This is a genomic window from Mesorhizobium sp. dw_380, assembly GCF_018588885.1.
In the GTDB taxonomy this organism is placed as follows: Bacteria; Pseudomonadota; Alphaproteobacteria; order Rhizobiales; family Rhizobiaceae; genus Mesorhizobium.
This window is the reverse complement of the sequence record NZ_JAFFIW010000013.1, coordinates 101,969-126,040: the sequence shown is the minus strand read 5'-3', so window position 1 is coordinate 126,040 and position 24,072 is coordinate 101,969. Positions and strand designations below refer to the sequence as shown.

Sequence of the window (24,072 nt, the reverse complement as noted above, 5' to 3'; positions counted from 1 at the left end):
CGAAAGTTCCCGACTTTTTTCGGCGTCGGCCGATCACTCCGCGAGAATGAAAGTCACCTTCATGTTGACGCGATAAGCAGCGATCTTGCCGTCCTCGACCACGATCTTCTGGTCCTGGATCCAAGCGCCTTCCACGTTCTTCAGTGTCTTGGCGGCGCGCGCAATTCCCTGCTCGATGGCGTCCTGAAAGCTTTTTTCCGACGATGAGGTGATTTCGGTGACGCGGGCGACAGACATGGCTTCCTCCTGCCAAAAGCGTTCATTTGCCGGTCAAGCGTACAACCCGAAATTGCCGGCAACAAGCGCCGGCAGGAATGGGCAGAGCTTAACGGCCCTTCGCCACCCGGTCGAACGCGATCAGCCGTTCCAAAAGTGCGGGCATGTCCTTCAGCGGCACCATGTTGGGACCATCGGAAGAGGTCGAATTGTCGGGATCCTGGTGGGTCTCGATGAAGACGCCGGCAACACCGACGGCGACGGCCGCGCGAGCCAAGGTCTCGACAAAGCGGCGCTCGCCACCAGACGAACCGCCCTGCCCGCCCGGCTGCTGGACCGAATGCGTGGCATCGAAGATCACCGGCGCGCCGATCTCGGCCATGATCGGCAGAGCGCGCATATCCGACACCAGCGTGTTGTAGCCGAAGGACGCGCCGCGCTCGGTCGTCAAGACGTTGGCGTTGCCGGAACCGGTGATCTTGCCGACCACGTTCTTCATATCCCAGGGCGCAAGAAACTGCCCCTTCTTGACGTTGATCACCTTGCCCGTCCGTGCGGCGGCGACCAGCATGTCGGTCTGGCGCGACAGGAAGGCAGGAATCTGAAGCACATCGACATGCGGCGCGACGATCGCGCATTGTTCCTCGGTGTGGACATCGGTCAGCACGGGAAGCGAAAATTCCTTGCGCAGTTCGTCGAAGACGGGGAGCGCTGCGTCGATGCCGGCGCCGCGTGTCGCCGAAAGCGAGGTGCGGTTGGCCTTGTCGTAACTGGTCTTATAGACGAGGCCGATCCCGAGCTTGCCGGTCAATTCCTTCAGCGCGCCCGCCATATCGAAGGCATGCTGGCGCGATTCGAACTGGCACGGGCCGGCGATCAGCGCCAGGGCCGCATTGTTGTCGAAGACGACGTTGCCGACGGTTACCGCCGAATTGGGCGCCAGGGGGTTGTTCATGGGATCTCCCGGAAGATGAAAGCCGCGCCCTGTCCGGATGCCGGCTGCACGACAATGTCAGTGCCCGCTATATCGTGCTCGATGGAGTTGGCTGCAAGCAGCCTTGAAACGACATTGATGCCGCGGACCGCAAAGACGACGGCAGCGAAACGAAGCTGCGTGGGTAAACCGGCCGAAATGCCGAAGCGGGCAGCGAAAGACGCTGGGTCGAGCACACTTAGAGTTGCATTCGGCAAGTGAAACGCACCGCCCTGCCCGCTGGCGGCAGGATCGCCCAATGCCACGGAAATCAGGCGATGCTGTTCGGCGGGCTGGTCGCCGACCGCGACCACTTCCACAATGCCGGTGGCGCCGTTGGGGTGAGCTTGCAAGGCCGCGCGGTCCACTTTTGGTGCGTTGATCCGCTGGCAGACAAACAGGAACGCATCGGTTGCGCCGCTGGCCGAGGCGAAGGCCAATTTGAATGACGCCATGTCGCTTTTGCCTGATGTATCGGTGAAAGCGCGCGAGAAGCTCAGCGTGTCTCCAGCCGACAGGCCGGCTTCGACATAGCGCACATGGTCGGCATCGGCATTGTCGGTAGCCAGAACCACCGCGGAAAATCCTTCATCGCCGCGGCTTTCGCGATAGAGACGGTCGCGGGTGACGAAGACGTTGTCCTCGGCAGCCGCGTCGATCGCTGCCTGCTCATTACCAATCGCGAGGGGCTCCAGATAGGTTCCGTCGGCGAGGAAAACGCAGCAGTTTTCCGTTCCAAAGGGATGAACGCCGGTCGGGGCGACGACGAAGCCCAGCGAGGTGAGCCGGGCTCGCGCCACATCGAGGTCCTGCGTCGGCAGCACCAGATGATCGAGCGGATGAATGCCGGCTGCTGTGGATCGGGTCATGCAGGCGCGATGTGCATCATTCCGCGAAACGGTTCAAGACGTGATTGCAATCCTCGCCGCCAGCGGCGGCGCAGCTGCCGGCAACGACATCGGCGGAATAACGCAGTTCGCGCAATGGTTTGACCATGCTGGTGGTCTGCGCATAGAGCGGATGCGCCTTGTAAGCGGCCAGCGCCGCTTCGTCCGCGAACTCGGCGTAGACGACGACGTCGATCTCGTCCGACAGCGGATCGACCTTGGTGTTCAAGGTGACCTCGAAAAGGCTGGAATGAGGAATATTGCCGAGGGCCAGCAGCCCGGTGCGCACTGCCTCCACATCCTCCTTGCGACGCGCGCTGAAGAAAACGATATGCCGGATCAATCCCGCCTCCTCGATCTGAATGCCGGCGTCTTTTGTGATGGCGGTCTCGTCGCGTCAACCGTTCATGGCGCCACGCGTCCTTGCGACGCGCCCCGGAGGGACCTCATCTCGCAGCGACGAACATCTCGAATGAAGCGCCGGGCTGCAATCCTTGAAAGGGATATTCAGGCCTTGCCGGTGACGTAGCGCACGGCATGGGAAAGTTCCCTGACCGAGATGTCGAGATACCGGCCCTGATTGTAGAGGCCGTCCCAGATCAGGAAGAACGCAATGGCGGCAATGACGACTACATAACGCATGGCTAAAGCTATCGCACAAGCGCGGTGGCGGCCATAGACGTTTTTGAGTTTGGGCAGCACCTCGACGCGGAGAGCAGATGCCAGGCGCCACTTGGCACAGCCCAGCCAACAGCCTGCCTCTTGAAGTTCCCCCTCATGACGTGGAAGATTGTGGCAGACATCCACCGGGAAGCGCTGAAGCTGCGGTCAACGGGCGCGCGCTTTCGTTCGAGCCAGGCTGTCGCCGAACCGGTGAGCCACGGGACAAGGCAAGGCATTCGAAGCTGGCGAATGAAAGAAAACCGTAGGTCGGCAATTTGCGCCGGCACCACGGAAATTCGGGGGCATGAAATGGCATATGGGGACCATGATCGCGCAGCGCCCGGCGAGGCGGTCAGGCTCGACGAGTTCAATTTCGCCGAGATCGTCAAGGGCCTGCCGGCCAAGGCGCGCATGGTACTGTCGGCGGCGATGAACCTGCCGCGCGGTTCGCTGAAGGTCAGGATGCCTGACGGCCGCGCCGTCCTCGTCGGCGGCAAGGGGCCCGGCCCGGACGCCGAACTGGTGCTCAAGAACTGGCGCCTGCCGGGCCGCGCCTTTTCCGGTGGCACGATCGGCGTTGCCGAATCCTATATGGATGGCGATTGGGAAAGTCCTGACGTCACCAGCTTCCTGGAATTGTTCGTGGTCAATTCGGCGATCGGCGAACGCGTCGCCGGCGGCGCCAGCTGGCTCATCGGCACCGTCCAACGCATCCGCCACTGGTTCAACGAGAACACGCGCACCGGTTCGAAACGCAACATCTCGGCGCATTACGATCTCGGCAACGCCTTCTACAAGGAGTGGCTCGACCCGAGCATGACCTATTCCTCAGCGCTTTACGCGAATGGCGCCAACGATTTGGAGAGCGCCCAGACCGCCAAATATCGGGAACTGGCCAGGGATACGGGTATCGGCGAAAAGGATCATGTGCTGGAGATCGGCTGCGGCTGGGGCGGCTTTGCCGAATTCGCGGCACGCGAAATCGGCTGCCGCGTTACGGGACTGACGATCAGCCGCGAACAGCACGATTTCGCCAAGGCACGCATCGCCAAGGCCGGGCTTGCCGACAGGGTCGACATCAAGCTGCAGGACTATCGCGACGAAACAGGACGTTACGACCGCATTGCGTCCATCGAGATGTTCGAAGCGGTCGGCGAGAAATATTGGCCGGTGTTCTTCTCCAAGATGAAGGCCTGTCTGAAGCCCGGCGGCACCGCGGGCCTGCAGATCATCACCATCAACGAAGCCGCCTACGACACCTATCGCGCCAGGCCGGATTTCATCCAGCGCTATGTGTTCCCGGGCGGCATGCTGCCGACGCCGTCGATCCTGAAAGCATTAGGCAAGGACCATGGCCTTGCGCATTTGCGTGAGCGCGTGTTTCCCGACGACTATGCGCGCACGCTCGCCGAATGGCGGCAGCGTTTCTGGGTATCGTGGGAGAAGATCGTGCCGCTCGGCTTCGACGACCGCTTCAAGAAGCTCTGGGAATTCTACCTCCACTATTGCGAAGCCGGTTTCCGCGCCAGCTACATCGATGTGCGCCAGGTGGTCTACAAGGCTTAGTTGGGACCAATGGCGGGACGATGCCACGGCCCCGCCAGCCCAAAACGGGCCGCCAGGAGGAGCGGTGATGCCACCACCCGAGCAGGACGTCATCTCCTGCGCGGGGGACGGCGCGAAGACAGATCCTTATCCGACCGGATCAGAGCAGGATGCGATACTTTGCGAAACCGGCTTCGCCCTCGCCCGCTGGTTCGATCTTCAGCGACTTCACATCGGCGATGAAGTCCTTCGCCTTGACGCCCGTCTCGAACATGACGCTGGTTCCGGGCAGCGGCGCGAACGACCAGTTGCCGTCCGCCGACGGGTTGATCATACCCTGGCTTACGATATAGCGAACGATAACGTCGCGATTGGTGTCCGGCGCCTCATAGATGATCTTCGATGCATTGATGTCAGGGAAATTGCCACCGCCGCCGGCCCGGTAATTGTTGGTCGCAACGACGAATTTTTGATTGGGATCAATTGGTTTTCCGTCGAACATCAAGTCGACGATGCGGTTGGCGCCGGCATTCGCCACCCCGCCCTTGGCGTCGTATTTCGGCGGCTGCGAAAGATCGATCCTGTAGGTGACGCCGTCGATGACGTCGAAATTGTAGGATGGGAAGTCGGTGTTGATGAGCGTTTGGTCGGCCTTACCCGCCTCGATCCTGTTGAAGATGCCGGCCGACATTTCCAACCATTCCTTGACCTGAGCGCCGGTGATTTCGACAGCCCGCACGGTGTTGGGATAGAGATAAAGGTCGGCGACATTCTTTATGGCGATGTCGCCGGCCGGCACGTCGGTATAGTAGTCGGCGCCGTTGCGCCCGCCGGCCCTGAAGGGAGCGGCGGCCGACAGCAGCGGCATGTCCTTCCACTGCGTGCTCTTGAGAATGTCCTTCAAGTACCAGGTCTGCGCCTGGCTGACGACCTGCACCGACGGATCATCGGCGACCAGCGAGAAATAGGAATAGAGCGGCGCGGAGGTCTTGCCGACGGGGCGGCGCACATAGGCCAAGGTCGCCTGGTGGTCCTGCTCGAGGGCCGCGATGATGCGCTTGTCGTCCGCGACGGTCGGCTTGTTCTTGTTGTCGACGCGCTCGAAAATCGGCCGCGCCTCTGTGGTGGCGGAAACGACCCTCCATTTCGATCCGTCACGCTCCAGCATCAGGTCGATCAATCCCATATGCGAGCCCCAGAACCCGCCCATGACGGCGGGCTTTCCCTGCAGCGTGCCCTTTTGCGTGTCGACGCCTCCGAGCGACTGGAAATCCTTCTTGCCGGGGAACACCAGATGCTGGTGGCCGGTGAACACCGCATCGATACCGTCGACGCCGGCGACGAAGAACGATGCGTTCTCCATCATGTCGCCCTGCTTCACATCGATGCCGGAATGCGAGAGGGCGATGACGATGTCGGCGCCCTCCTCCTTCATCTGCGGCACCCAGGCCTTTGCCGCCTCGACGATGTCGCGCGTCTTGACGTTGCCTTCGAGATTCTTGAGATCCCAGACCATGATCTGCGGCGGCACGAAGCCGATAATGCCGATCCTGATCGGCTGCTCGGCGCCCGAACCGTCCTTGATCTTCTTGTCAAGGATCACATAGGGCTTGAGGTAGAGCTTGTCGTCTCGCGGATTGGCGGCAAGTTCGGTGCCGCGGATCAGATTGGCGCACACGAACGGAAAATTGGCGCCGGCCAGCACCTTGTCCAGGAAGGAAAGGCCGTAGTTGAACTCGTGGTTGCCGAGCGTCGAGCACTCGTAGCCGAGCAGGTTCATGCCTTTCATGATCGGATGCAGATCGCCCTCCTTCAGGCCCTTTTCATAGGCGATGTAGTCGCCCATCGGGTTACCCTGCAGCAGGTCGCCATTGTCTACCAGCATCGAATTGACGGCTTCCTTGCGCACCGCGTCGATCAGCGACGCCGTGCGCGACAGGCCCATCGTGTCGTTGGCTTTGTCGGCGTAGTAATCATAAGGCAGCACATTCACATGGATGTCGGTGGTTTCCATGATGCGAAGATGCGCCTGGTTACCTTGAGCGCGGGCGGAGAAGGGATGAAGCATGATCAGTGCCCCAGTGGCGGCGGCGCCAGCGAGGAGACCGCGGCGAGAAACGGCGTGGAGCAGTTGCGACATGTTTCCTCCTACTTCAACGACGTGACAAGCCGTGCCCAGAAGCGAACTTCGCGCTGAAACCGACCTGAGTCCATTCAAGAAGTCGCGCGGATCGGAACGTCAGTCGATCAGCAACAGATGACGCGCGGATGAACGTGCGTGGGCGAAGAAGATCAGCCCTTGTCGTCGTCGCCCTGAGTGATGAGGCGCGCACTGCGCTGGCCTGTGACGTAGATCCATAGCCAACTCAGGGAAACCGCAAGCCGGTTGCGGAAGCCGATCAGGAAATAGATGTGCGCAATTCCCCACAGCCACCAGGCGAGCCAGCCCGTGAGCTTGATCCAGCCGAAATCGATCGCGGCGGCGCGTTTGCCGATCGTCGCCAGATCGCCGGCATGACTGTAGTGGAAAGGACGCGCGGCCGTGTCACCATCAAGCCTGGCCTTGATGGTGGCCGCAACATGTCGTCCCTCTTGCTTGGCTGAAGGCGCCACGCCGGGTACCGGCCGTCCATCGGGCCGCAGCACGAGGGCGGCGTCGCCGATGACAAAAATCTCCGGGCTGCCCGGCACGCTGAGGTCAGGCTCGACAAGCACCCTGCCCGCGCGGTCCGCCTTCGCTCCCAGCCATTCGGCGGCTGGCGAGGCGGCGACGCCGGCCGCCCACAGGATTGTTCTCGCCTGTAGCTGCTTGTCGCCAAAGACGACGCCGTCGGCGTCGCAGCGTGTGACAGCCCGCCCGAGTTCAACCGTGACGCCAAGCCGATCGAGTGCCTTCCCGGCATAGTCGGAGAGTTTCGGCGCGAAATTGGCCAGGATGCGGTCGCCGGCCTCGATCAGCACCACGCGCGTTTCGCGTGTATCGATGTTGCGGAACTCGCCGAGCAATGTGTCGTGCGCCAACTCGACGATGGTGCCGGCCAGTTCCACGCCCGTCGGCCCACCGCCGACGATCGCGATGGTCAGCAGCGCCTGGCGTTTGGCGGGATCGGTCTCCCGCTCGGCCTGTTCGAAGGCGAGCAGAATGCGGCGCCGAATGGTGGTGGCGTCCTCCAGCGTCTTCAGGCCTGGCGCGAACGGCTCCCATTCGTCGTGACCGAAATAGGCGTGGCGGGCACCGGTGGCGAGCACCAGCGTGTCATAGGTGACGGCACCGCCGTCATCGAGCAGCACGCGTTTGCCGGCACGGTCGACGCCGGCGACATTGGCCAGCAGCGTCGTCACGTCCTTGCGCTTGCGCAAGAGATGGCGGATCGGCCAGGCGACCTCGGAGGTCGCCAGCGCCGTCGTCGCCACCTGATAGAGCAGCGGCTGGAAAAGATGATGGTTGCGCTTGTCGATCATGGTGATGCGCACCGGTGCACCAGCCAGCGCACGGGTGAATTCGAGGCCGCCGAAACCCGCGCCGACAACGACCACGTGATGTCTGGCTTCGTCCATGTCGTTCACCAAGGCGAACAATTCGCCGACTTCGATGTAGGTGTTTTTGTGCAATGCAACAATGCCAGTCCGCGTGTGACTGACCGGGACTCGCCGCCAAGTGTCGTGTATGCACATGCCGCCCTCCATCCCAAGGTATAGTTTCGACGTAACAGCAAGATGAGGTGAGGCATGGCCGACGATCATGACGACCAGGGTCCGGCGCAGTATTCTTCGCCACCCTGCTTCATGCACGAGCTCGATCCCGAATTCCGGGCCCCTTTGAGCGACTGGACCGATGTGAGGCGCTGGCGCAAGGCCGAGCGCGAACGGCTGATAGGCGCTCGGCTGACTGTTTCCGCCGACACTCGAACGGCGATGTCGCAACGCATTGCGGATGGGCTTGACGCGGTCATCGGCGAGATCGCTGGCCGCATGGTCAGCCTCTACTGGCCGTTTCGCGGCGAGCCGGACTTGCGGCCATGGATGGCATCCGTCAATGAGCGAGGCGGCCGCACCGCGCTGCCCATCGTCGTCGAGAAAGGGCAGCCGCTGATCTTTCGCGCCTACAAATCCGGCGACCGGCTGGAAAAGGGCGTCTGGAACATCCCGATCCCAGCCGAGGGCGATCCGGTGCTGCCTGATATCGTCATCTCGCCGATCGTCGGCATCGACCCGGCGAACTATCGCCTGGGCTATGGCGGCGGCTTCTTCGACCGCACGCTGGCCGCCATGCCGTTCAAACCGCTGGTCATCGGCGTCGGCTACGATCTGCAGCGCATCGTCACCATCTATCCGCAGCCGCACGACATTCCGATGGATCGGATCGTGACGGAGGCATTCAAAGCCAGCTAGCTGCTAAGCCATTTCCGGCTTCATGCCCATGGCGGTCCGGTCGACGATTTCGCGCAAGGCGAATGACGAATTGATCTTGGTGACATGCGGCATCGCCGACAGCCACTCCTTGTGGATGCGCTCGTAGTCGACGAGGTCTTTTGCCGCGATGCGCAGGATGTAGTCGTATTCGCCCGACATCAGGTGGCAGGACAGCACGTTGGGGCAACGCTTGATCGCCGCCTCGAAATCCGACAGCGTCTTCTCGAACTGGCCCGACAGCGATATATGCACGATCGCGGTCATCTGATGACCGAGCGCTGCGTTGGATAACCGGGCGTGGTAGCCGCGAATGGTCCCGGATTTCTCGAGATTGTCGAGCCGGCGCGAACAGGCCGACTGCGACAGGCCGACCTTTTCCGCAAGTGCCGCATTGGGTATCCTGCCATCCTTCTGCAAAGCCTCGAGAATGGCGATATCAATCCTGTCGAGCGGCATTTTTCGTGAATCCTGCGAAAAAGTGGCTATTTCACGCAACGATTATCGAAAGCTGCCCGCCCGCGCAAGCGCATTCGCAAACACTTGCGCGCCGATTCATGGTTCACTGCGACAATACAGGGAGTGAGCCCGAAAGGGCCGGATCAGGAGAAGAAAAATGCGCGTCGGCTGCCCCAAGGAAATCAAGAACCACGAATACCGTGTCGGCCTCACGCCCGGCTCGGTTCGCGAATATGTCGCCCATGGCCACGAAGTGCTGGTCGAGGCCGGTGCCGGTGCCGGGATCGGCGCCGATGACAACGCCTACCGCGCTGCCGGCGCCACCATCGCCAAGACCGCCGCCGACGTGTTCGCCAAGTCGGACATGATCGTCAAGGTTAAGGAGCCGCAGCCAAATGAATGGGTCCAGCTGCGTGATGGCCAGATCCTCTACACCTATCTTCACTTGGCTCCGGATCCGGAGCAGACTAAGGGCCTGCTCGCTTCCGGCGTGACGGCAATCGCCTACGAAACCGTGACCGACGATCGTGGCGGCCTGCCGCTCCTGGCGCCGATGTCGGAAGTCGCCGGCCGCCTGTCGATCCAGGCCGGCGCCACGGCGCTGCAGAAGGCCAATGGCGGCCGAGGCGTGCTGCTCGGCGGCGTGCCTGGCGTGCTGCCCGGCAAGGTCACCGTGCTTGGCGGTGGCGTCGTAGGCCTGCATGCCGCCCGCATGGCCGTCGGTCTTGGCGCCGACGTCACCATCATCGACCGCTCGATCCCACGGCTGCGTCAGCTCGACGACCTTTTCGCCGGCCGTGTGCACACCCGCTATTCGACCGTCGAGGCGCTCGAGGAAGAATGCTTCTCGGCCGACATCGTCGTCGGCGCCGTGCTGATCCCGGGCGCGGCAGCACCCAAGCTCGTCACCCGCGAAATGCTGTCCGGCATGAAGAAGGGCTCGGTGCTGGTCGACGTCGCCATCGACCAGGGCGGTTGCTTCGAGACCTCGCATGCGACAACTCACGCCGAGCCCACTTACGAAGTCGACGGCGTTATCCACTATTGCGTCGCCAACATGCCAGGTGCTGTGCCGGTCACCTCGGCCCATGCCCTCAACAATGCGACCCTGCACTACGGCCTGCAGCTCGCCGACAAGGGCCTGAAGGCGCTGGTCGACGACCACCACCTGCGCAACGGCCTCAATGTCCACAAGGGCAAGATCACCAACCGTGCGGTTGCAGAAGCGCTCGGCTACGATCTGGTCGAGCCGAAGGCTGTGCTGGCCGCCTGACTTCAACAGAAACCAAGAGCTTCTTCAGTCTCGCCCGCCGGTTCACACCGGCGGGTTTTTTCTTTGCGCGCAAAGCGCAGGCAACAAAAAAGCGGAGCCAAAGCCCCGCTTCCTCGACGTCGAGATTGCCGCCGGTTCACACCGGCGGGTTTTTTCTTTGCGCGCAAAGCGCAGCCAACAAAAAAGCGGAGCCAAAGCCCCGCTTCCTCGATGTCGAGATTGCCGCCGGTTCATCCGCGGTCGGCCAATCGATCGACAATTGCCTTTTACAGCGTCAATGCGACGGGAGTACGACAGGGTTCCTGCCTGCATTTTTCGGCTCAGGCCGTTCGATCCGACACTGGTAGCAGTTGTTGCGGGCCGAGCGGACATGCACATAGGCGATGTCGTCGCGTTCGAACAGTGTCTCGGCCCGCTTAGCAATTGCCTCGGTCGGGATGACACCGCCGCTGCCGTAGACGATACGGTCGTCCCTGCCATAGCCGCGCACGATATAGTCCGGACTTTCGAGAATCTCGGGAAGCGCCTGGATCTCGGCGGCACGCTCGCATTCCTCGGCGTGCAGGAAGATCGGGCCGGTTTCGGCATAGGGCTGAAGGTTCGGAAACGGCCGGTAAGCCAGAGTGAGGTAGGCATCGCCGGCTGCAATGTTCTTCAGACAATGACGGCAAGGCATGCCGTCGCCATCGGAAATCCTGCGCTCGGGCGTGTGGCCGTAGGCATCAGGTCCGCCGCGCTGCAGCGCTCTGACATTTTCGGTCGGCAGAGCCTTGAACTGGATGGTCATGGTGAAATCTCCGGTGTCGTCGACCGGAAATTATAGGCACGGGCTGACGCTTCCCACCCGATTCATGCCAAGTGCCGAAGCACCGACCGGATATTGGTAGCCGTGGTCACGGCCGCATGACGCTGGCCGAGCGCTCTGCGAAAGGCAGCGGGTGTACCGTTTCCTTCTTCTGCGCGACCGGCTTGAAACCGAGCTTCTGGTAGAGCGGCAGAGCCGCCGGATGGTCGAGCGTACAGGTCTGCACCGTCACCCGTTTTGGTCCGTACGACCACGCGGCGGCGATCGCCGAGCCCAGGAACCAGCGGCCAATGCCCTGCCCGGTGGCATGCTCCATCATGCCGAAATAGGCAAGTTCGACTTCCTCCGGCAGATGCGGCTTGAGATCGAAGAAGCCGGCCGGCGCGCCATCGAGATAGAGTACCCTGATGTCGCGATCCTCACGGTGGATACCGGCCGCAAGCTCCTCATCATTCAGCCTGAGAACATTCACCCAGTGCCATTTGCGCCCCACCCGGTCCATCAAGTAGCGGTAAAAATGCAAGGGAATGTCCCTGGTTTTCAGCAGCGCGACCTGACGGTTGTAGGGCATTGGCGGCGAGGCGGCGGGAGGGGCATGCATTTCGAGAAAAGTCACGGTGACTTCAATGTCCTGCAACACGCCGTTTTCCATCGTAGTCATTCCTTGCCGGTCGTCATGGGGCCGGTCATCGCAGGGCCCGTCGCGACAGGCGTGTCGGAGAGCCCGCCCCACTCGGTCCATGAGCCGTCATAGAGCCTGTTGTCGGTGTGGCCAAGCGTCTCCAGCGCCAGGGTGATCACCGCGGCGGTGACACCGGAGCCGCAAGATGTGACGACAGGCTTCGACAGGTCAATGCCGGCCTCCTCGATCACCTTGCGCAAACGGTCCTTCGACAGCAGCATGCCGTTTTCCGACAGTGCGGAGTACGGCACATTGCGCGCGCCCGGCATGTGACCGGAGCGGATACCCGGGCGAGGCTCAGGTTCGGCGCCGGTAAAGCGGCCCGGTCCGCGGGCATCGGCGATCTGGCTGGCGCCGGTCTCGACGATCCGGCGCATGTCGGCGAGGCTGGCGACGCGACCGGCGTCGAAATTGGCGTGGAATACGCTTGGCGCGATTTTCGTCGGTTCGGCCGTTACCGGCCGGCCGGCCGCTTTCCAGCCGTCGAAACCGCCGTCCAGAATATAGGTCTGGAAGACACCCATGATCCGGAACATCCACCATGCGCGCGGAGCCGAAAAGAAGCCTGGTCCATCATAGACGACGATGGTGTCGTCGGCCGAGACGCCCATGGCACCGACATATTGGGCAAAATGCTGCGGTGACGGCAGCGTGTGCGGCAAAGCAGCGTCGGGATCCGATACGGCATCCTGATCCAGGAAACGGGCGCCTGGGATGTGGGCTGCGTTATACTCGGCGCGCGCGTCGCGCTTTTGCGCCGGCAGGTACCAGGACGCGTCTATGATCGTCAGACCAGGCTCGCCCAGGCGCCCCTGCAGCCAGTCCGCGTCGACGGTGAAAGGACTGTCTTCGGCCATTCTGGGTTCTCCTGCTTCTCTTCGGCAACCGCTGCTTAGCGCGGTGATTCGGATGCATCCGAGCCTGTGATATTATGCGGTTGGACATGCGGCGTGATCAGCCACGGCAGTCCGGTAATTCCGATTGTGTTCGTGTTTCGTGGCGAGTACGGATTGATCGTTATGATCTGGGTCGGGCGGGGTCAATAAAATCTCGACATGAGCAGCCTTCTGTTTTCCCACGTTCCGAGCAATCCGGTTTCGCTCGGGCTCGTCTGCAACTTTATTGCGCACTATCCGCCTTTCGACGGCTATGAGTTCGGCCTGATGGTGAAGACACTGCGTTTTCAATTGGATCAGCAGACGCACATGATCGGCTCGATCGACGACGTAATCGTCGCCTATGTCGGCTGGATCCAGACCAGCCGTGAGATAGCCGAAGCCTGGGCGACGAATGGCGGGCCACTCAATCCCTTCCCTGGGGGCGATGCCACCGCGGTGACGGTGCTGGCGACAAGGTCCTCATCCCACATCCTACCGATGATCAAGAAAGCCAAGCTCATTAACCTAGACAAGTCGGTATTCTGGAAACGTGACTTCATCGACAATCGCGGCTCGGTAAAGCGCGCCGTCCGCAAGCGCGACCTCTGATGCAATCGGTCGACTCCGCTGAGGCGCTGACGCAAGAGATCCTCATCCGGCTGGATGACCGCTATGCCGCAATGTTCGTGCGCATCTGGAGGCCTGCCGGCACGCCGCGCGCGACGGTCTTCTGCCTGCATGCCTTCACCGGCAATGGCGCCGACTTCGACTACCTCGCCACCTTCCTGTGCCGTAACGGCTTCCTGGTGATCTGCCCGGACCTGCTGGGGCGCGGGCGCAGCGCTTATCTGGGTTCAGGATACGACATCAACGTCTACGCAAAATGCCTGCGTGCGCTCGGCGAGTTCGCGAGTACGGAGAACCACTTCATCGGCACTTCGTGGGGCGGCACGATCCTGCTGTTGTTTCTGCAGATGACCCGCTCCAAGGCTTCAAAAATCGTTCTCAACGATGTGCCCATGCTTGGTGGGCCCAAGGTTGACGCGATGAGAGACGAGGTTTTGAAAGAGAGCGCGCTTGCATTTCCGACCCGTGCGGCGGCCAAGAATTATCTGAGCGCCACCAACGACGTTGTGCGGCCGATCGAGGACAAGGTGTTCAACCGCTACATCGAGAACAGGATCACAACCGGCCCGGATGGCTTCCGGCTTGCATTTGATCCGGCCACTACGGGAAATTTCGGGGCTATGACCGGCCGCGAATACGATCTGTTCCCGATCGCCGCCAAGATCGACGCACCTACGCTGCTGATGTACGGCCGCGCCAGCCAGGCCATCGACCGGCAGGCCATCGAGCGCATGCGGTTGGCACGGCCCGATCTGTGGCTTGTCGACAATATCGATGCGGGAGACCCGCCATCGCTGATGACGCTGGATCAGGCTCTGCTCATCCTGGGGTTCCTGACTGCTGTCTGAAAACTGGATGTGTCGTGGTTGGGTTGGTTCGGAAATGCATTTCGACGATTTGTACAGCGAATACATGGCGGCAACCCATGATCGCCAAAGCTCAATCGAAAATCCCGCGAAGATCCTGGTTTGCACGACCCCGCGAACGGCCGGGCATGCCTATTGCCAGGTCTTACAGCAGTTCGGCCTGGGAATACCCACTGAGTATTTTCAGTGGCAGTACGCCTTGCCATTAATGAGGCGTTGGTCGGCCGACGACGCAATGGACCTTGAAAAACTCGATCGGCAGGCGCCGGCTTACGGCCGCCATCTCCTGGAGAAAAGAACACGGAACGGTGTATTTGGCGCCAAGATTTTTTTTGAAAACCTGCCATTCGCGCGCAATTCAATCGGCGATGATGACAGCCATTCGTTCTATGTTTTCCTCTCAAGGAAAAACAAGGTGGATCAGACCATAAGTCTGCTCTCGGTGCTGCATACGGGACAGCCGTTCGACAGTCAGGTGACGTTGCCTGGAATTCCCACGGTGCCAAGTTTGAGCGAGAAGGTCGTCAGGGCTACCGCGCAGCATATTTTCGACAGCGAGATCAGATGGAAAAATTATCTGAACACTCTTGATGGCCGCAGAGTGGCTCACGTCTGCTACGAGGACTTCATCGCGAACCAGCAGGAAAACGCATCAGCCACGATGGGCAACTGGTTCGGGGGCTTCGATTTTAAGTCGAAAGCAATATCGACAGGCAAGCGCTACGCGCATGATGTCGAGTTCAAAACCATGATCGGAAGACAATTCGGGGAGTTTATCCGACGGTTCTGGCGGGAACATACCTGACCTTGCGCGTCATCGCCGGGAAACACTGACCGAAGACCCCTCCGATGGACGCAGCGCCAACGCATAGTCGAATCGAATCACATCGTCGGCACGGCTGAAGACGAACTGGCGGGCCAACGCCAGAACCGCCTCCTTGACTTCCAGCCGGCCGAGACGCGCGCCACCGCACATGCGGGGTCCGGTGAGAAACGGAATGAACGCCCGTCGGTCGAAGCTGTTCTCGATGAATTCCTTGCGGCTTGCGTCGAAGGTGCGCGGGTTTTCCCAGAAGGCGGGATGCTGATGGACGCCGATGATCGAAACCATGATCAACTGCCCGGCGCGCAGGTCCCGGCCGTCAAGCGAGATGTCGGCGCCGACTTCGCGTGTCAGAAAAGGTATGGGAGGGAAGTAACGCATCGTCTCGTTGATCAAGCAATCGGTGTACGGTGTCTGCGCCTGGCCTGAGAGAAGCTCAGCGTGGATGCGCTCCTGCACCTGCTGGTTGGCTCCAAGACGGTCAATCACCCAAAGTGCTGTTGTCACCGTTGTCTCAACGCCGGCGAAGAAGTTCATGACAAACTCTTCCACCGGCGAAAAGCCTTCAACGTCGCGGGCCTCACGTCTAAAGCGATCCATCTCGGCGGCCGCCCGACGATCCGCCATCAGCAGCGATGCAAAATCGGCAATCACCATGCGGGCATCCTGGATTGCATTCGCGCGTTCGGCGTTCGTCGGGGTCACCCAGGAATAATATTGAAGACGCCTCAACACATTGCGCACCCTGTCGAGCAGCAAGAGCGTAGCCGCTATGTCGGGCACAAGGCCGAAAGCCCGGTAAAATATCGTCATCGATGCAGCAAACAGTGCTTGCTGAATCGCCGGCAGCGTAGCGTCGCTGCCGGAAAGACTGGCGGCATAGATTTCCGCCACGGGTTGCTGCTGCGCTGGCCTGGCGGCCGCCAGGTAGATTTCCTGGGTGAGAGCGCGCCGGACGGACCAGTCGTCGTCATTGGTATTGAAACGGCTGAAGCCGAGGGCCGAGATCAGGGAGAAGTTCTTTCGGAAGAGCTCCGGCGCCTTGACGATGACATCAACGGCCTCGGGATCGTCGAAGACAGTGAGATTGCCGAGATCTCGGGCCTTCCCGTTCAACCCCACCTGCCCGCTCTGGGCGAAAAGCGCATAGACAAGATTGTTGAGCACGCTTTCGATTTGCGCTGGATTGTCCACCAAACCCCCTGTCAGCCGAAGCTCGGCCAGCCCAGCGCGACGCTTACCACATCTGTCCAACGGCGCCACCGAGGCAATGTGGCAAAGCCGCAACACAACTCTATAAAGTTGCGGCCGGACTTGCTGTAATGTGCCGTTAGGTTATGTCTGCAATGTTGGATTTGGGGCAAGATTCTACACGGGGGTTAAGTATGCGGGCTCGGGCACCTGGTAAATTGTTGGCGACTGTCGCGGCCTCCGCTGCTTCGGTAACTTCGGCGGGCGTAGCTGTCGCGCACGCGGAGGATGCGAAGGTCGCGGACCAGTCGGTTATCGATTCACGAGTCAAGATCGCCTTCGAGGGCGCGTTCTTTCAAAACAACGTCCACCAGGACGACAAGACCGGCGGCACCGACAAGCTTGGAAACAGCAACGGTGACTTCTCAGGCTCGGTCGCGCTGACCAAGCAGATTTCTTCGGACATGGACTGGCGCCTTGCAGGCGCGTTTCACATTGGGAAGAAGCGGTCGTACGATCTCAGCGGCCCGGACACCGAGTTCGGCAATCCGGGCACAACGACTATAGGTTTCGGTGACGATTACAATTTCCAGGCGTTCGATTTCGACGTTGGCAAGCACGTCAAGGTTCAGGCTGCCGATATCCGCTTCTTTGGCGGTCTGCGCCTGGTGCATTCGGATGAAAGAGCTGACATCTCCGAAAGCTTCACCCCGGACGATCCGGCCGACAAGGGGCTCTCAGCCGATAAGGTCGGATCGTCGGAATATTGGGGCGTCGGCCCGCGTGTCGGCGCCGAGGCTTATTATCCGCTTGGCGAAACCTGGGGTCTGACAGGCGCGGTTTCCGGCTCCGTCATGTGGGGTCGGCGCAACGACCGTGTCGGCGCAAATATCACGGGTACCAACCCGGATGGGCAAGAGTCCTTTACACTGGCGAGCCATTCCTCCAGCCAGACAGTCACCAACGTCGACGCCTCGGCCGGTTTGAGCTGGATGCCCCTCGCCGGCGCCACGTTTACCGCCGGCTACAAGATCGAGCAGTGGCACAATCTGCTTGTCAACTCGGACAGCAGCAGCCAGACCTTCCACGGCCCGTTCCTTCGCCTTGAAGTCAAGATGTGACGGCGACCGGCATTCGGTGAGCTCGGGGGCAGTGTTCGAGTCCAGGATCGCGGTCAACGGCAACGTCAGATTGCACTACACGGCGGCGGGCTCTGGCCCGCCGATCGTTTTTCTGCACGGCTTTCCCGATCACGGGATGGGCTGGCGCCGGCAGATGGAAGCGCTTTGCGGCCGCTATCGCGTGATCGCGCCGGACCTGCGGGGCTTCGGAAAAAGCGATGCTCCACAGGGCTACGGCAACTATGTGCTGACGAACCTCATCAACGACGTGCTAGCTGTTCTCGCGGCTGAAAAGCTGAACCAGGCTGCCATTGTCGGCCACGACTGGGGCGGTATCATCGCATGGTGGCTGGCCATACGAGTGCCGCAGGTCGTGCGCCATCTCGTCCTGTTGTCGACGCCGCACCCGCGCAACCATCTGCGCGCCATTGCCGACCCGGCCAATGCCGAGATCACCGGATACATACGCCGTTTCCAGGTACCGGGCGCAGCCCAGATGCTGGACATTGACGATCTCGCCACCTGGGTTACCGATCCACAGGACAGGCAGTCTCTGGTGGACTCGCTCAAACGATCCGATCCGGAGGCGATGCTGGGCTATTACAGGGCCAACATACCGCTTGGCAGAGTGCCTGATATTGGCCAACTGCCTCTCGTCAAGGCGCCAACCCTTGTGCTGTTCGGCACCGACGATCCCTATGTTCCGGCCAGCGCTTTCGATGGCACATTCCGCGAGGTCGACAACGTGACTGCGCTGGTGGCATTGCCTGGCGCCGGCCACTTCATCCACCATAAGGCAGCCAAGTTCGTAACAGAGCAGATCGAAGCGTGGGTAGGGCGAGCGCCTTCCAGTTTCCGTCACTTTGGTTAGATTCTCGCAACGTCAGATGCTCGCAATCCCTTAGGAGAGCACGAAAAGGTCTGCGCTAACGCACCTCAGTTCGCTGGCATCGAACCGAAACGGATGCGGAAGCGCCTGTTCTCGCGGCCCTTCTTCTCGATCTTGCCGATGTGGATTTCGCCGATCTCGCCGGTGCTTTTCACATGCGTGCCGCCGCAGGGCTGGCTATCCACCGCGCCATTCTCACCAATGCAGACCAGGCGGATCTTGCCGGTGCCAACCGGCGGCCGCACATTCTTGGACTTCACCAGGCCAGGGTTGGCGGCGAGTTCCTCATCGCTGATCAGCCTGGTGAAAATGGGATGATCGGCACGCACCAGATCCATCAGGCTCGCGGTCACGTCTTCCCTGGTGAAGCTGGCATCCGGAATGTCAAAATCGACCCGGCTGTCCTCCTCGGAAACCGACGCACCCGTGATTGGAAAGGGACAGACGACGGTAAGCAAATGGCAAGCCGCGTGCATGCGCATCAAAAGATGCCGCCGTTGCCAATCGATGGCGAGTTTCACCCGCTCGCCAACCGCCAGGGCAGCCTGTTCCGGCGCCGGCACATGGATGATCTCGTCCTTGGTTTCACCTGATATGGTGGAGGCAATGGCAATGCGGCTGCCGTCGGCGCACTCCAACATACCAGTGTCTCCCGGCTGGCCGCCCGAGGTGGCGTAGAAGATCGTCCGGTCGAGAATGATGCCGCCACGGTCGTTGACATCAACGATCGTCGCATCCGCCGTGCTGAGATAGGCATCGTCGCGAAACAGCGCTTCCGTCTTGTGCGCCATCACGCGACCTTTTCGAACGGCACCGAAATCTTGCTCTGCAGTTCCATCCAGCCCGGTATCGGCAGGTTCTTCTCGCGCAGGAATTCCGGATTGAACAGTTTCGACTGATAGCGTGTGCCGTAGTCGCAAAGCATGGTGACGATGGTGTGGCCGGGTCCCAATTCCCTGGCCAGCCGGATCGCGCCGGCAATGTTGATGCCGGTCGAGCCGCCGACACAAAGACCTTCCTCCTGGATGAGATCGAAGACGATCGGCAGTGCGTCCTCGTCCTTGATCTGGAAGGAGAAGTCCGGCGTAAACCCTTCGAGATTGGCGGTGATGCGCCCTTGCCCGATGCCTTCGGTGATCGAGCTGCCCTCGGACTTCAATTCGCCGCTGGTGTAGAAACTGTAGAGCGCGGCCCCCAGCGGATCGGCGAGTGCGATTTTGACGTCCTTGCGCTTGGCCTTCAGCCCGAAAGCGACACCGGCAAGCGTGCCGCCCGTACCGACCGCCGAGACAAAGCCGTCGACCTTGCCGCCGGTCTGAGCCCAGATTTCCTGCGCCGTGGTGCGGATATGTCCGTCGCGGTTAGCGACATTGTCGAACTGGTTGGCCCAGATGGCGCCGTTCGGCTCGGTCCTGGCCATCTGCTCAGCCAGCCGGCCCGACAGTTTCACGTAATTGTTGGGGTTCTTGTAAGGCACGGCCGGCACTTCGATCAGTTCGGCGCCGAGCAGCCTGATCGTGTCCTTCTTTTCCTGGCTCTGCGTGTCCGGGATGACGATTACGGTGCGGTATCCCAGCGCCTTGGCAACCAGCGTCAACCCGATGCCCGTATTGCCGGCCGTCCCCTCGACGATGACACCGCCCGGCTTCAACAGGCCGCGCTGTTCGGCGTCGCGGATGATGAACAGGCCGGCGCGATCCTTGACCGATTGCCCCGGATTCATGAATTCGGCCTTGCCCAGGATCTCGCAGCCGGTTTCTTCGGAAGCCTTGTTGAGGCGGATCAGAGGCGTGTTGCCGATCGCGTCGATCACAGAACGGGGCATTCAGGATTCCTTGTGTGCGTGCGCCGAAACCCTAGAAACCCGAAGCTTCGGTTTCAAGGCAAGAATTCGTCTGGTCCAGTCGCATTTCCGGCACTGCTGCGCATCTGCGCTCAAAACCCGGCTTGAATCGCATAGCTCATTTGCACCTGTAGTCGGAAGCACTCTTTCCATTCGATTTCTTGACCGCTAGAGCAGAGCACCAACAACTCGACGGGGCGCAGCATGACACTCTATCGGGCCGATCCGAAACACGGCGTCGCCTGGGTCACGGGCGGCAGCAGTGGTATCGGCCGCTCGCTGGCCAGGGATCTGGCGTCCCAGGGCTACGCGGTGGCGGTAACGGCACTGGACGATGATCCTATCGACACGCTCATCGTCGAGACCGCGCAGATGCCGGGCAGCGTCACGGCGTTTCCGTGCGACGTCACCGACGAGGCGCGCATGGCAAGAACGGTTGCCGCGATCGAGAAGGAGCTTGGCCCCATCGTCCTCGCCGTCTTCAATGCGGGAAACTACATTTCGACGCCTGGAGAGGCTCTCGTCGTCAAGGACTTTCGCCGGTCCTTCGAGGTCAATTATTTCGGCATCATCAATGGGCTGGTGCCAGTCGTGGAACACATGCGGGTGCGGGCGCGCGGCCATGTCGTGCTCGTCGGATCGGTCACCGCCTATTTCGGCTGGCCGACCACGGCCGCTTATGGCGGCACGAAGGCGGCGATCAACATCCTGGCCGAGTCGCTGAAGTACGATTTCGACAAGATGAATATCCGCGTCCAGGTGATAAACCCCGGTTTTGTCGACACGCCGCTGACCGAAAAGAACATGCTGCCGATGCCGGGGCTGATGCCGGTCAGCCGGGCGACGCGCCGCATGGTGCGGGGCATCAAGTCCGGCGGCTTTGAAGTCACCTTTCCGTACCGGACGAGCTGGCCGTTGAAATTTCTCGGCCTGCTGCCGAGGCCGATATGCCGATGGGTGATCAGCTTGACGACCAGCTGGAAGGCACGGCCGCTGCATTACGAGCGCAAACCGCCCAATCAATAGTATGCCCACAGGATTGGTGGTTTGGCTGCCTGAACGGCCGTTGCCTGTTCACCGCCACCGCCATAGGTTGAGCGGTGTTGCGTGGAGTCTGCGATGGGGCGACGGATCGTGCTTGCTGTGCTGGGCTTGATCGCCGCCGTTGCACTCGCCTTCGTATTTGGTCCACGCGTCCCCGTCGACACCACGATCCGTTTCGATCCTTCCGTCATCGGTGACGATCCGCAGGCCTATGTGGCGAAGGTGGAAGCCACGGTGCCGGGAATCCGTGACGGGCTGGAGAAGGAGATCGTCTGGGCCAACCCGATGGTGCATGCCAAGACGCCGCTGTCGATCGTCTATATCCACGGCTTCTCGGCTTCAAAGGGCGAGGTTCGCCCCCTGCCCGATGACGTAGCCGACCAGCTCGACGCCAACCTGTTCTACACCCGCCTCACCGGGCACGGCCAGGACGGCGCGACGATGACGCAAGGCAGCGTCAATGCCTGGATCAACGACTATGAGGAGGCGCTCGCCGTCGGCCGGGCGATCGGCGACAAGGTGATCGTCATCTCGACCTCGACCGGCGGCTCGCTGGCGGCATGGGCGGCGACGCAGCCCGGCGCATCGGACGGGGTGGCGGCGATCGCATTCATTTCGCCCAATTTCGGCGTGAAGGCATCCGGCGCGGAGATCCTGACCATGCCATGGGGCAAACAGATCGCCGAACTCGTCGCCGGCAAGGAGCGCAGCTTCGTGCCGCGCAACGCGCTGCACGAGAAATTCTGGACCACCAAATATCCGATCGCGGCGACGATGCCGATGCAGGCACTGACGGAACTTGCCTATGACGCTCCGGTGGAGAAGGCGACCATCCCTGCTTTGTTCATCTTCTCGGATTCGGACAGGGTGGTGCGACCCGACCGCACCCGCGAAATCGCCAGGCGCTGGGGCGCACCGCACGAACTGGTTCCGGTCGACGACACCGGCGACCCAGACAATCATGTCATTGCCGGCAATGCACTGTCGCCATCGACCACGGCGTTTCTCGCACAGAGAATCGCCGTCTGGATCGAAGCGGTGGTGAAGTAAGGCGCAAACGACAAAGGGCGGCCGAAGCAACGCTTCAGCCGCCCTTCTTTGTCATTGGCAGCGGTCGGTCAGCCCTGAGCCTGGCCGATTACGACGCGGTGCGGCTTACGCGGCCCGCGCCGCCGGCCGCTTGCCGCCGAAGCGGCGCTTGTTGTTGCCCTTGAAGGGTTTGGCGCCTTCCGGCTTGCGTTCACCGGCGAAGACCGGCTTGTCGCCGAAGCGCTTCTTGCCGAAGCCGTGGTTCTGCTTCTTCTCACCGCCCGGCCGACGGCCGTCGCGACGGCCATTGCGATCATTGCGATCGTTGGCGGGTTCGAAGCGCTCGTTCTTTTCAGCCGGATTGCGCTGCGGATCGGGGCTTCCGAGATGGTCGGCAACGATTGGCAGCTTGGTGCGGATGATGCGCTCGACCTGGCGCAGCTTGCTGTTTTCCGAAGGATCGCAAAGAGTGATCGCGATGCCGTCCATGCCGTTGCGGCCGGTGCGGCCGATGCGGTGGACGTAGCTTTCGGCTTCATCCGGCAGGTCGAAATTCACGACATGGCTGATGCCCGGCACGTCGATGCCGCGCGCCGCGATATCGGTCGCGACCAGGATGCGCACCGATCCATCGCGAAAATCGTTCAGCGCCTTCTGACGGGCATTCTGCGACTTGTTGCCATGAATGACGGAGGCCTTGAAGCCGTCGCGCTCGAGATCCTTGGTCACGCGGTCGGCGCCATGCTTGGTGCGCGAAAAGATGATCACGGACCTCATCGCCTCGTCGGCGAGCATCGTCGACAGCACCTGGCGCTTCTGCTTGGTGCGGGCGAAGACGACACCCTGCACGATCTCGGCGGCGGCGGTGCTTTGCGGCGAAACTTCGATGCGAACCGGGTTTTTCAGCAGGCCCTTGGCGAGCTCGGCGATCTCATCCGGCATGGTGGCCGAGAACAGGGCCGTCTGACGATCAGGCGCGGTCGCCTTGGCGATGCGCTTGACGTCGTTGATGAAGCCCATGTCCAGCATGCGGTCACCCTCGTCCAGCACCAGCCATTTGGTGTCGGAGAGGATGAGGTCACCCTCGCGCACCAGGTCGGTCAAGCGGCCGGGCGTGGCAATGAGGATATCGACGCCGGGGGCAACCTTCTTCACCTGGCTGAAGCGGGACACGCCGCCCAGCACGAGTGCCGTGGAGACATGCGCGCCCTTGGCAAGGATCTTGATGGTGTCCTCGATCTGCACCGCGAGTTCGCGGGTCGGCGCCAGGATGAGCGCGCGGGTCGTCTTGGCGCGCCGCTTCGTGCCGAGCGCGATGATCTTCGACAGGATCGGCAGCGCAAAGGCAGCGGTCTTGCCGGAGCCCGTCTGAGCAATGCCGAAGATGTCACGGCCTTCCAGCTGCGGCGGGATCGCCTGCATCTGGATCGGCTTCGGTTCGGTGAAACCGGCATTGTGGGTGGCCTTGAGCAGCGCACCTGTAATTCCCAGCGCTGCGAAACCGGAGAGTTCCGCGGTGTCGTTGCCGGGCAAAGTGTTTTCGTTGGTCAAAATAATCTTCTTTCACGCGGCCTCTTGGCCGCAAACGTCAATGGCGGCAGGGCGCAACCTGCCGTCGAAAAATTTGATATGAAACGACAAGGCGGGCGGACGTAAACGTCCACTCGGCTGCGCTGTCGTGCCCGCAGGCATCATGCCACGGGGCTTTTTCGCCGCTTGTGGTGTACCGGAAAGAGGGCCGATATACCGGAAAGAGGGAAAACAGACGCAACCAGTCTCATTTGTCGAGAAGGCCGGAATCTCCCGGCCCAAGCGCCTATGGGTTGCATATGGCTGAGTTTACCCTGG

The 24,072-nt window shown here is 61.4% G+C and carries 25 protein-coding genes; 10 read left to right on the top strand and 15 right to left on the bottom strand.

Annotation, left to right across the window (positions count from 1 at the left end; all coding sequences use genetic code 11):
• Positions 1-33 precede the first annotated feature (33 nt).
• The 5 genes from JT360_RS15750 to JT360_RS33970 all read right to left on the bottom strand — a co-directional run bounded on the left by JT360_RS15750 (position 34) and on the right by JT360_RS33970 (position 2,718).
• Complete coding sequence (locus JT360_RS15750; protein WP_214472559.1) at positions 34-237, bottom strand: dodecin family protein; 204 nt, start codon at positions 235-237, stop codon at positions 34-36.
• Positions 238-325: 88 nt separating this feature from the next.
• Positions 326-1,171: a 3-deoxy-8-phosphooctulonate synthase gene (kdsA, locus tag JT360_RS15745; protein WP_214472558.1), complete on the bottom strand. Its 846-nt coding sequence runs from the start codon at positions 1,169-1,171 to the stop codon at positions 326-328.
• Complete coding sequence (locus JT360_RS15740; RefSeq protein ID WP_214472557.1) at positions 1,168-2,058, bottom strand: VOC family protein; 891 nt, start codon at positions 2,056-2,058, stop codon at positions 1,168-1,170. The genes kdsA and JT360_RS15740 overlap by 4 nt, the downstream gene beginning before the upstream one ends.
• Before the next feature lie 16 nt (positions 2,059-2,074).
• Positions 2,075-2,419, bottom strand: coding sequence for a Dabb family protein (locus JT360_RS15735; RefSeq protein ID WP_214472556.1), 345 nt, complete (start codon positions 2,417-2,419; stop codon positions 2,075-2,077).
• A gap of 164 nt (positions 2,420-2,583) precedes the next feature.
• On the bottom strand, positions 2,584-2,718 hold the full coding sequence (locus JT360_RS33970) for a hypothetical protein (RefSeq protein WP_258583856.1): 135 nt from the start codon (positions 2,716-2,718) through the stop codon (positions 2,584-2,586).
• Positions 2,719-3,048: 330 nt separating this feature from the next.
• On the opposite strand from JT360_RS33970, the gene JT360_RS15725 reads away from it, so the two are divergent.
• A complete protein-coding gene (locus JT360_RS15725; RefSeq protein WP_214472554.1) occupies positions 3,049-4,305 on the top strand; it encodes an SAM-dependent methyltransferase in 1,257 nt (418 codons plus the stop codon).
• Positions 4,306-4,444: 139 nt separating this feature from the next.
• Here the strand turns inward: JT360_RS15725 and JT360_RS15720 are convergent, their stop codons facing one another.
• Both JT360_RS15720 and JT360_RS15715 read right to left on the bottom strand, forming a co-directional pair.
• Positions 4,445-6,424, bottom strand: coding sequence for a bifunctional 2',3'-cyclic-nucleotide 2'-phosphodiesterase/3'-nucleotidase (locus JT360_RS15720; RefSeq protein WP_214472553.1), 1,980 nt, complete (start codon positions 6,422-6,424; stop codon positions 4,445-4,447).
• 152 nt (positions 6,425-6,576) lie between these two features.
• Positions 6,577-7,842 (bottom strand): NAD(P)/FAD-dependent oxidoreductase, encoded by a 1,266-nt coding sequence (locus JT360_RS15715; protein WP_214472552.1) that lies wholly within the window; start codon positions 7,840-7,842, stop codon positions 6,577-6,579.
• A gap of 171 nt (positions 7,843-8,013) precedes the next feature.
• On the opposite strand from JT360_RS15715, the gene JT360_RS15710 reads away from it, so the two are divergent.
• On the top strand, positions 8,014-8,676 hold the full coding sequence (locus JT360_RS15710; RefSeq protein ID WP_214472551.1) for a 5-formyltetrahydrofolate cyclo-ligase: 663 nt from the start codon (positions 8,014-8,016) through the stop codon (positions 8,674-8,676).
• 3 nt (positions 8,677-8,679) lie between these two features.
• Here JT360_RS15710 and JT360_RS15705 read toward each other — a convergent pair whose 3' ends face one another.
• Complete coding sequence (locus tag JT360_RS15705; RefSeq protein WP_013531467.1) at positions 8,680-9,153, bottom strand: Lrp/AsnC family transcriptional regulator; 474 nt, start codon at positions 9,151-9,153, stop codon at positions 8,680-8,682.
• A 157-nt stretch (positions 9,154-9,310) separates the two neighbouring features.
• Between JT360_RS15705 and ald the strand changes: the two genes are divergently transcribed.
• Positions 9,311-10,426 carry an alanine dehydrogenase gene (gene ald, locus JT360_RS15700; protein WP_214472550.1) on the top strand — a complete coding sequence of 372 codons (1,116 nt, stop codon included), beginning with the start codon at positions 9,311-9,313 and terminating at the stop codon, positions 10,424-10,426.
• 274 nt (positions 10,427-10,700) lie between these two features.
• On the opposite strand, the gene JT360_RS15695 is transcribed toward ald, so the two are convergent.
• From JT360_RS15695 to sseA, 3 genes are all read right to left on the bottom strand, one after another.
• Positions 10,701-11,213 (bottom strand): DUF1203 domain-containing protein, encoded by a 513-nt coding sequence (locus JT360_RS15695; protein WP_214472549.1) that lies wholly within the window; start codon positions 11,211-11,213, stop codon positions 10,701-10,703.
• A 106-nt stretch (positions 11,214-11,319) separates the two neighbouring features.
• Positions 11,320-11,883 (bottom strand): GNAT family N-acetyltransferase, encoded by a 564-nt coding sequence (locus tag JT360_RS15690; RefSeq protein ID WP_214472548.1) that lies wholly within the window; start codon positions 11,881-11,883, stop codon positions 11,320-11,322.
• 5 nt (positions 11,884-11,888) lie between these two features.
• Positions 11,889-12,770, bottom strand: coding sequence for a 3-mercaptopyruvate sulfurtransferase (sseA, locus tag JT360_RS15685; RefSeq protein WP_214472547.1), 882 nt, complete (start codon positions 12,768-12,770; stop codon positions 11,889-11,891).
• Between the two features lie 198 nt (positions 12,771-12,968).
• Here sseA and JT360_RS15680 point away from each other — a divergent pair, with 198 nt between their 5' ends.
• Genes JT360_RS15680 through JT360_RS15670 form a run of 3 tightly spaced genes read left to right on the top strand, consistent with a single transcriptional unit; the run spans position 12,969 to position 15,089 of the window.
• Entirely contained in the window at positions 12,969-13,400 is a 432-nt protein-coding gene (locus JT360_RS15680) for a hypothetical protein (protein WP_214472546.1), read from the top strand.
• Positions 13,400-14,266, top strand: a complete 867-nt coding sequence (locus tag JT360_RS15675; protein WP_214472545.1) for an alpha/beta fold hydrolase — start codon at positions 13,400-13,402, stop codon at positions 14,264-14,266. The genes JT360_RS15680 and JT360_RS15675 overlap by 1 nt, the downstream gene beginning before the upstream one ends.
• A 34-nt stretch (positions 14,267-14,300) precedes the next feature.
• The gene (locus tag JT360_RS15670) at positions 14,301-15,089 is read left to right on the top strand and encodes a Stf0 family sulfotransferase (protein WP_214472544.1); all 789 of its coding nucleotides are present in this window, start codon (positions 14,301-14,303) and stop codon (positions 15,087-15,089) included.
• A gap of 9 nt (positions 15,090-15,098) precedes the next feature.
• Here the strand turns inward: JT360_RS15670 and JT360_RS34080 are convergent, their stop codons facing one another.
• On the bottom strand, positions 15,099-16,301 hold the full coding sequence (locus JT360_RS34080) for a cytochrome P450 (RefSeq protein WP_214472543.1): 1,203 nt from the start codon (positions 16,299-16,301) through the stop codon (positions 15,099-15,101).
• A gap of 218 nt (positions 16,302-16,519) precedes the next feature.
• Between JT360_RS34080 and JT360_RS15660 the strand changes: the two genes are divergently transcribed.
• Positions 16,520-17,419, top strand: coding sequence for an Lpg1974 family pore-forming outer membrane protein (locus JT360_RS15660; protein ID WP_214472542.1), 900 nt, complete (start codon positions 16,520-16,522; stop codon positions 17,417-17,419).
• Between the two features lie 70 nt (positions 17,420-17,489).
• Entirely contained in the window at positions 17,490-18,290 is an 801-nt protein-coding gene (locus tag JT360_RS15655) for an alpha/beta fold hydrolase (RefSeq protein WP_214472541.1), read from the top strand.
• A 65-nt stretch (positions 18,291-18,355) separates the two neighbouring features.
• Here the strand turns inward: JT360_RS15655 and JT360_RS15650 are convergent, their stop codons facing one another.
• Both JT360_RS15650 and JT360_RS15645 read right to left on the bottom strand, forming a co-directional pair.
• On the bottom strand, positions 18,356-19,099 hold the full coding sequence (locus JT360_RS15650; protein WP_214472540.1) for an alanyl-tRNA editing protein: 744 nt from the start codon (positions 19,097-19,099) through the stop codon (positions 18,356-18,358).
• On the bottom strand, positions 19,099-20,133 hold the full coding sequence (locus JT360_RS15645) for a cysteine synthase A (RefSeq protein ID WP_214472539.1): 1,035 nt from the start codon (positions 20,131-20,133) through the stop codon (positions 19,099-19,101). The genes JT360_RS15650 and JT360_RS15645 overlap by 1 nt, the downstream gene beginning before the upstream one ends.
• 222 nt (positions 20,134-20,355) lie before the next feature.
• Here JT360_RS15645 and JT360_RS15640 point away from each other — a divergent pair, with 222 nt between their 5' ends.
• Together JT360_RS15640 and JT360_RS15635 are read left to right on the top strand one after the other, a co-directional pair.
• Positions 20,356-21,177, top strand: a complete 822-nt coding sequence (locus tag JT360_RS15640) for an SDR family oxidoreductase (RefSeq protein WP_214472538.1) — start codon at positions 20,356-20,358, stop codon at positions 21,175-21,177.
• Positions 21,178-21,270: 93 nt separating this feature from the next.
• Complete coding sequence (locus JT360_RS15635) at positions 21,271-22,245, top strand: alpha/beta hydrolase (RefSeq protein WP_214472537.1); 975 nt, start codon at positions 21,271-21,273, stop codon at positions 22,243-22,245.
• Between the two features lie 105 nt (positions 22,246-22,350).
• Here JT360_RS15635 and JT360_RS15630 read toward each other — a convergent pair whose 3' ends face one another.
• Positions 22,351-23,775, bottom strand: a complete 1,425-nt coding sequence (locus tag JT360_RS15630) for a DEAD/DEAH box helicase (RefSeq protein ID WP_214472536.1) — start codon at positions 23,773-23,775, stop codon at positions 22,351-22,353.
• Between the last annotated feature and the right edge of the window lie 297 nt (positions 23,776-24,072).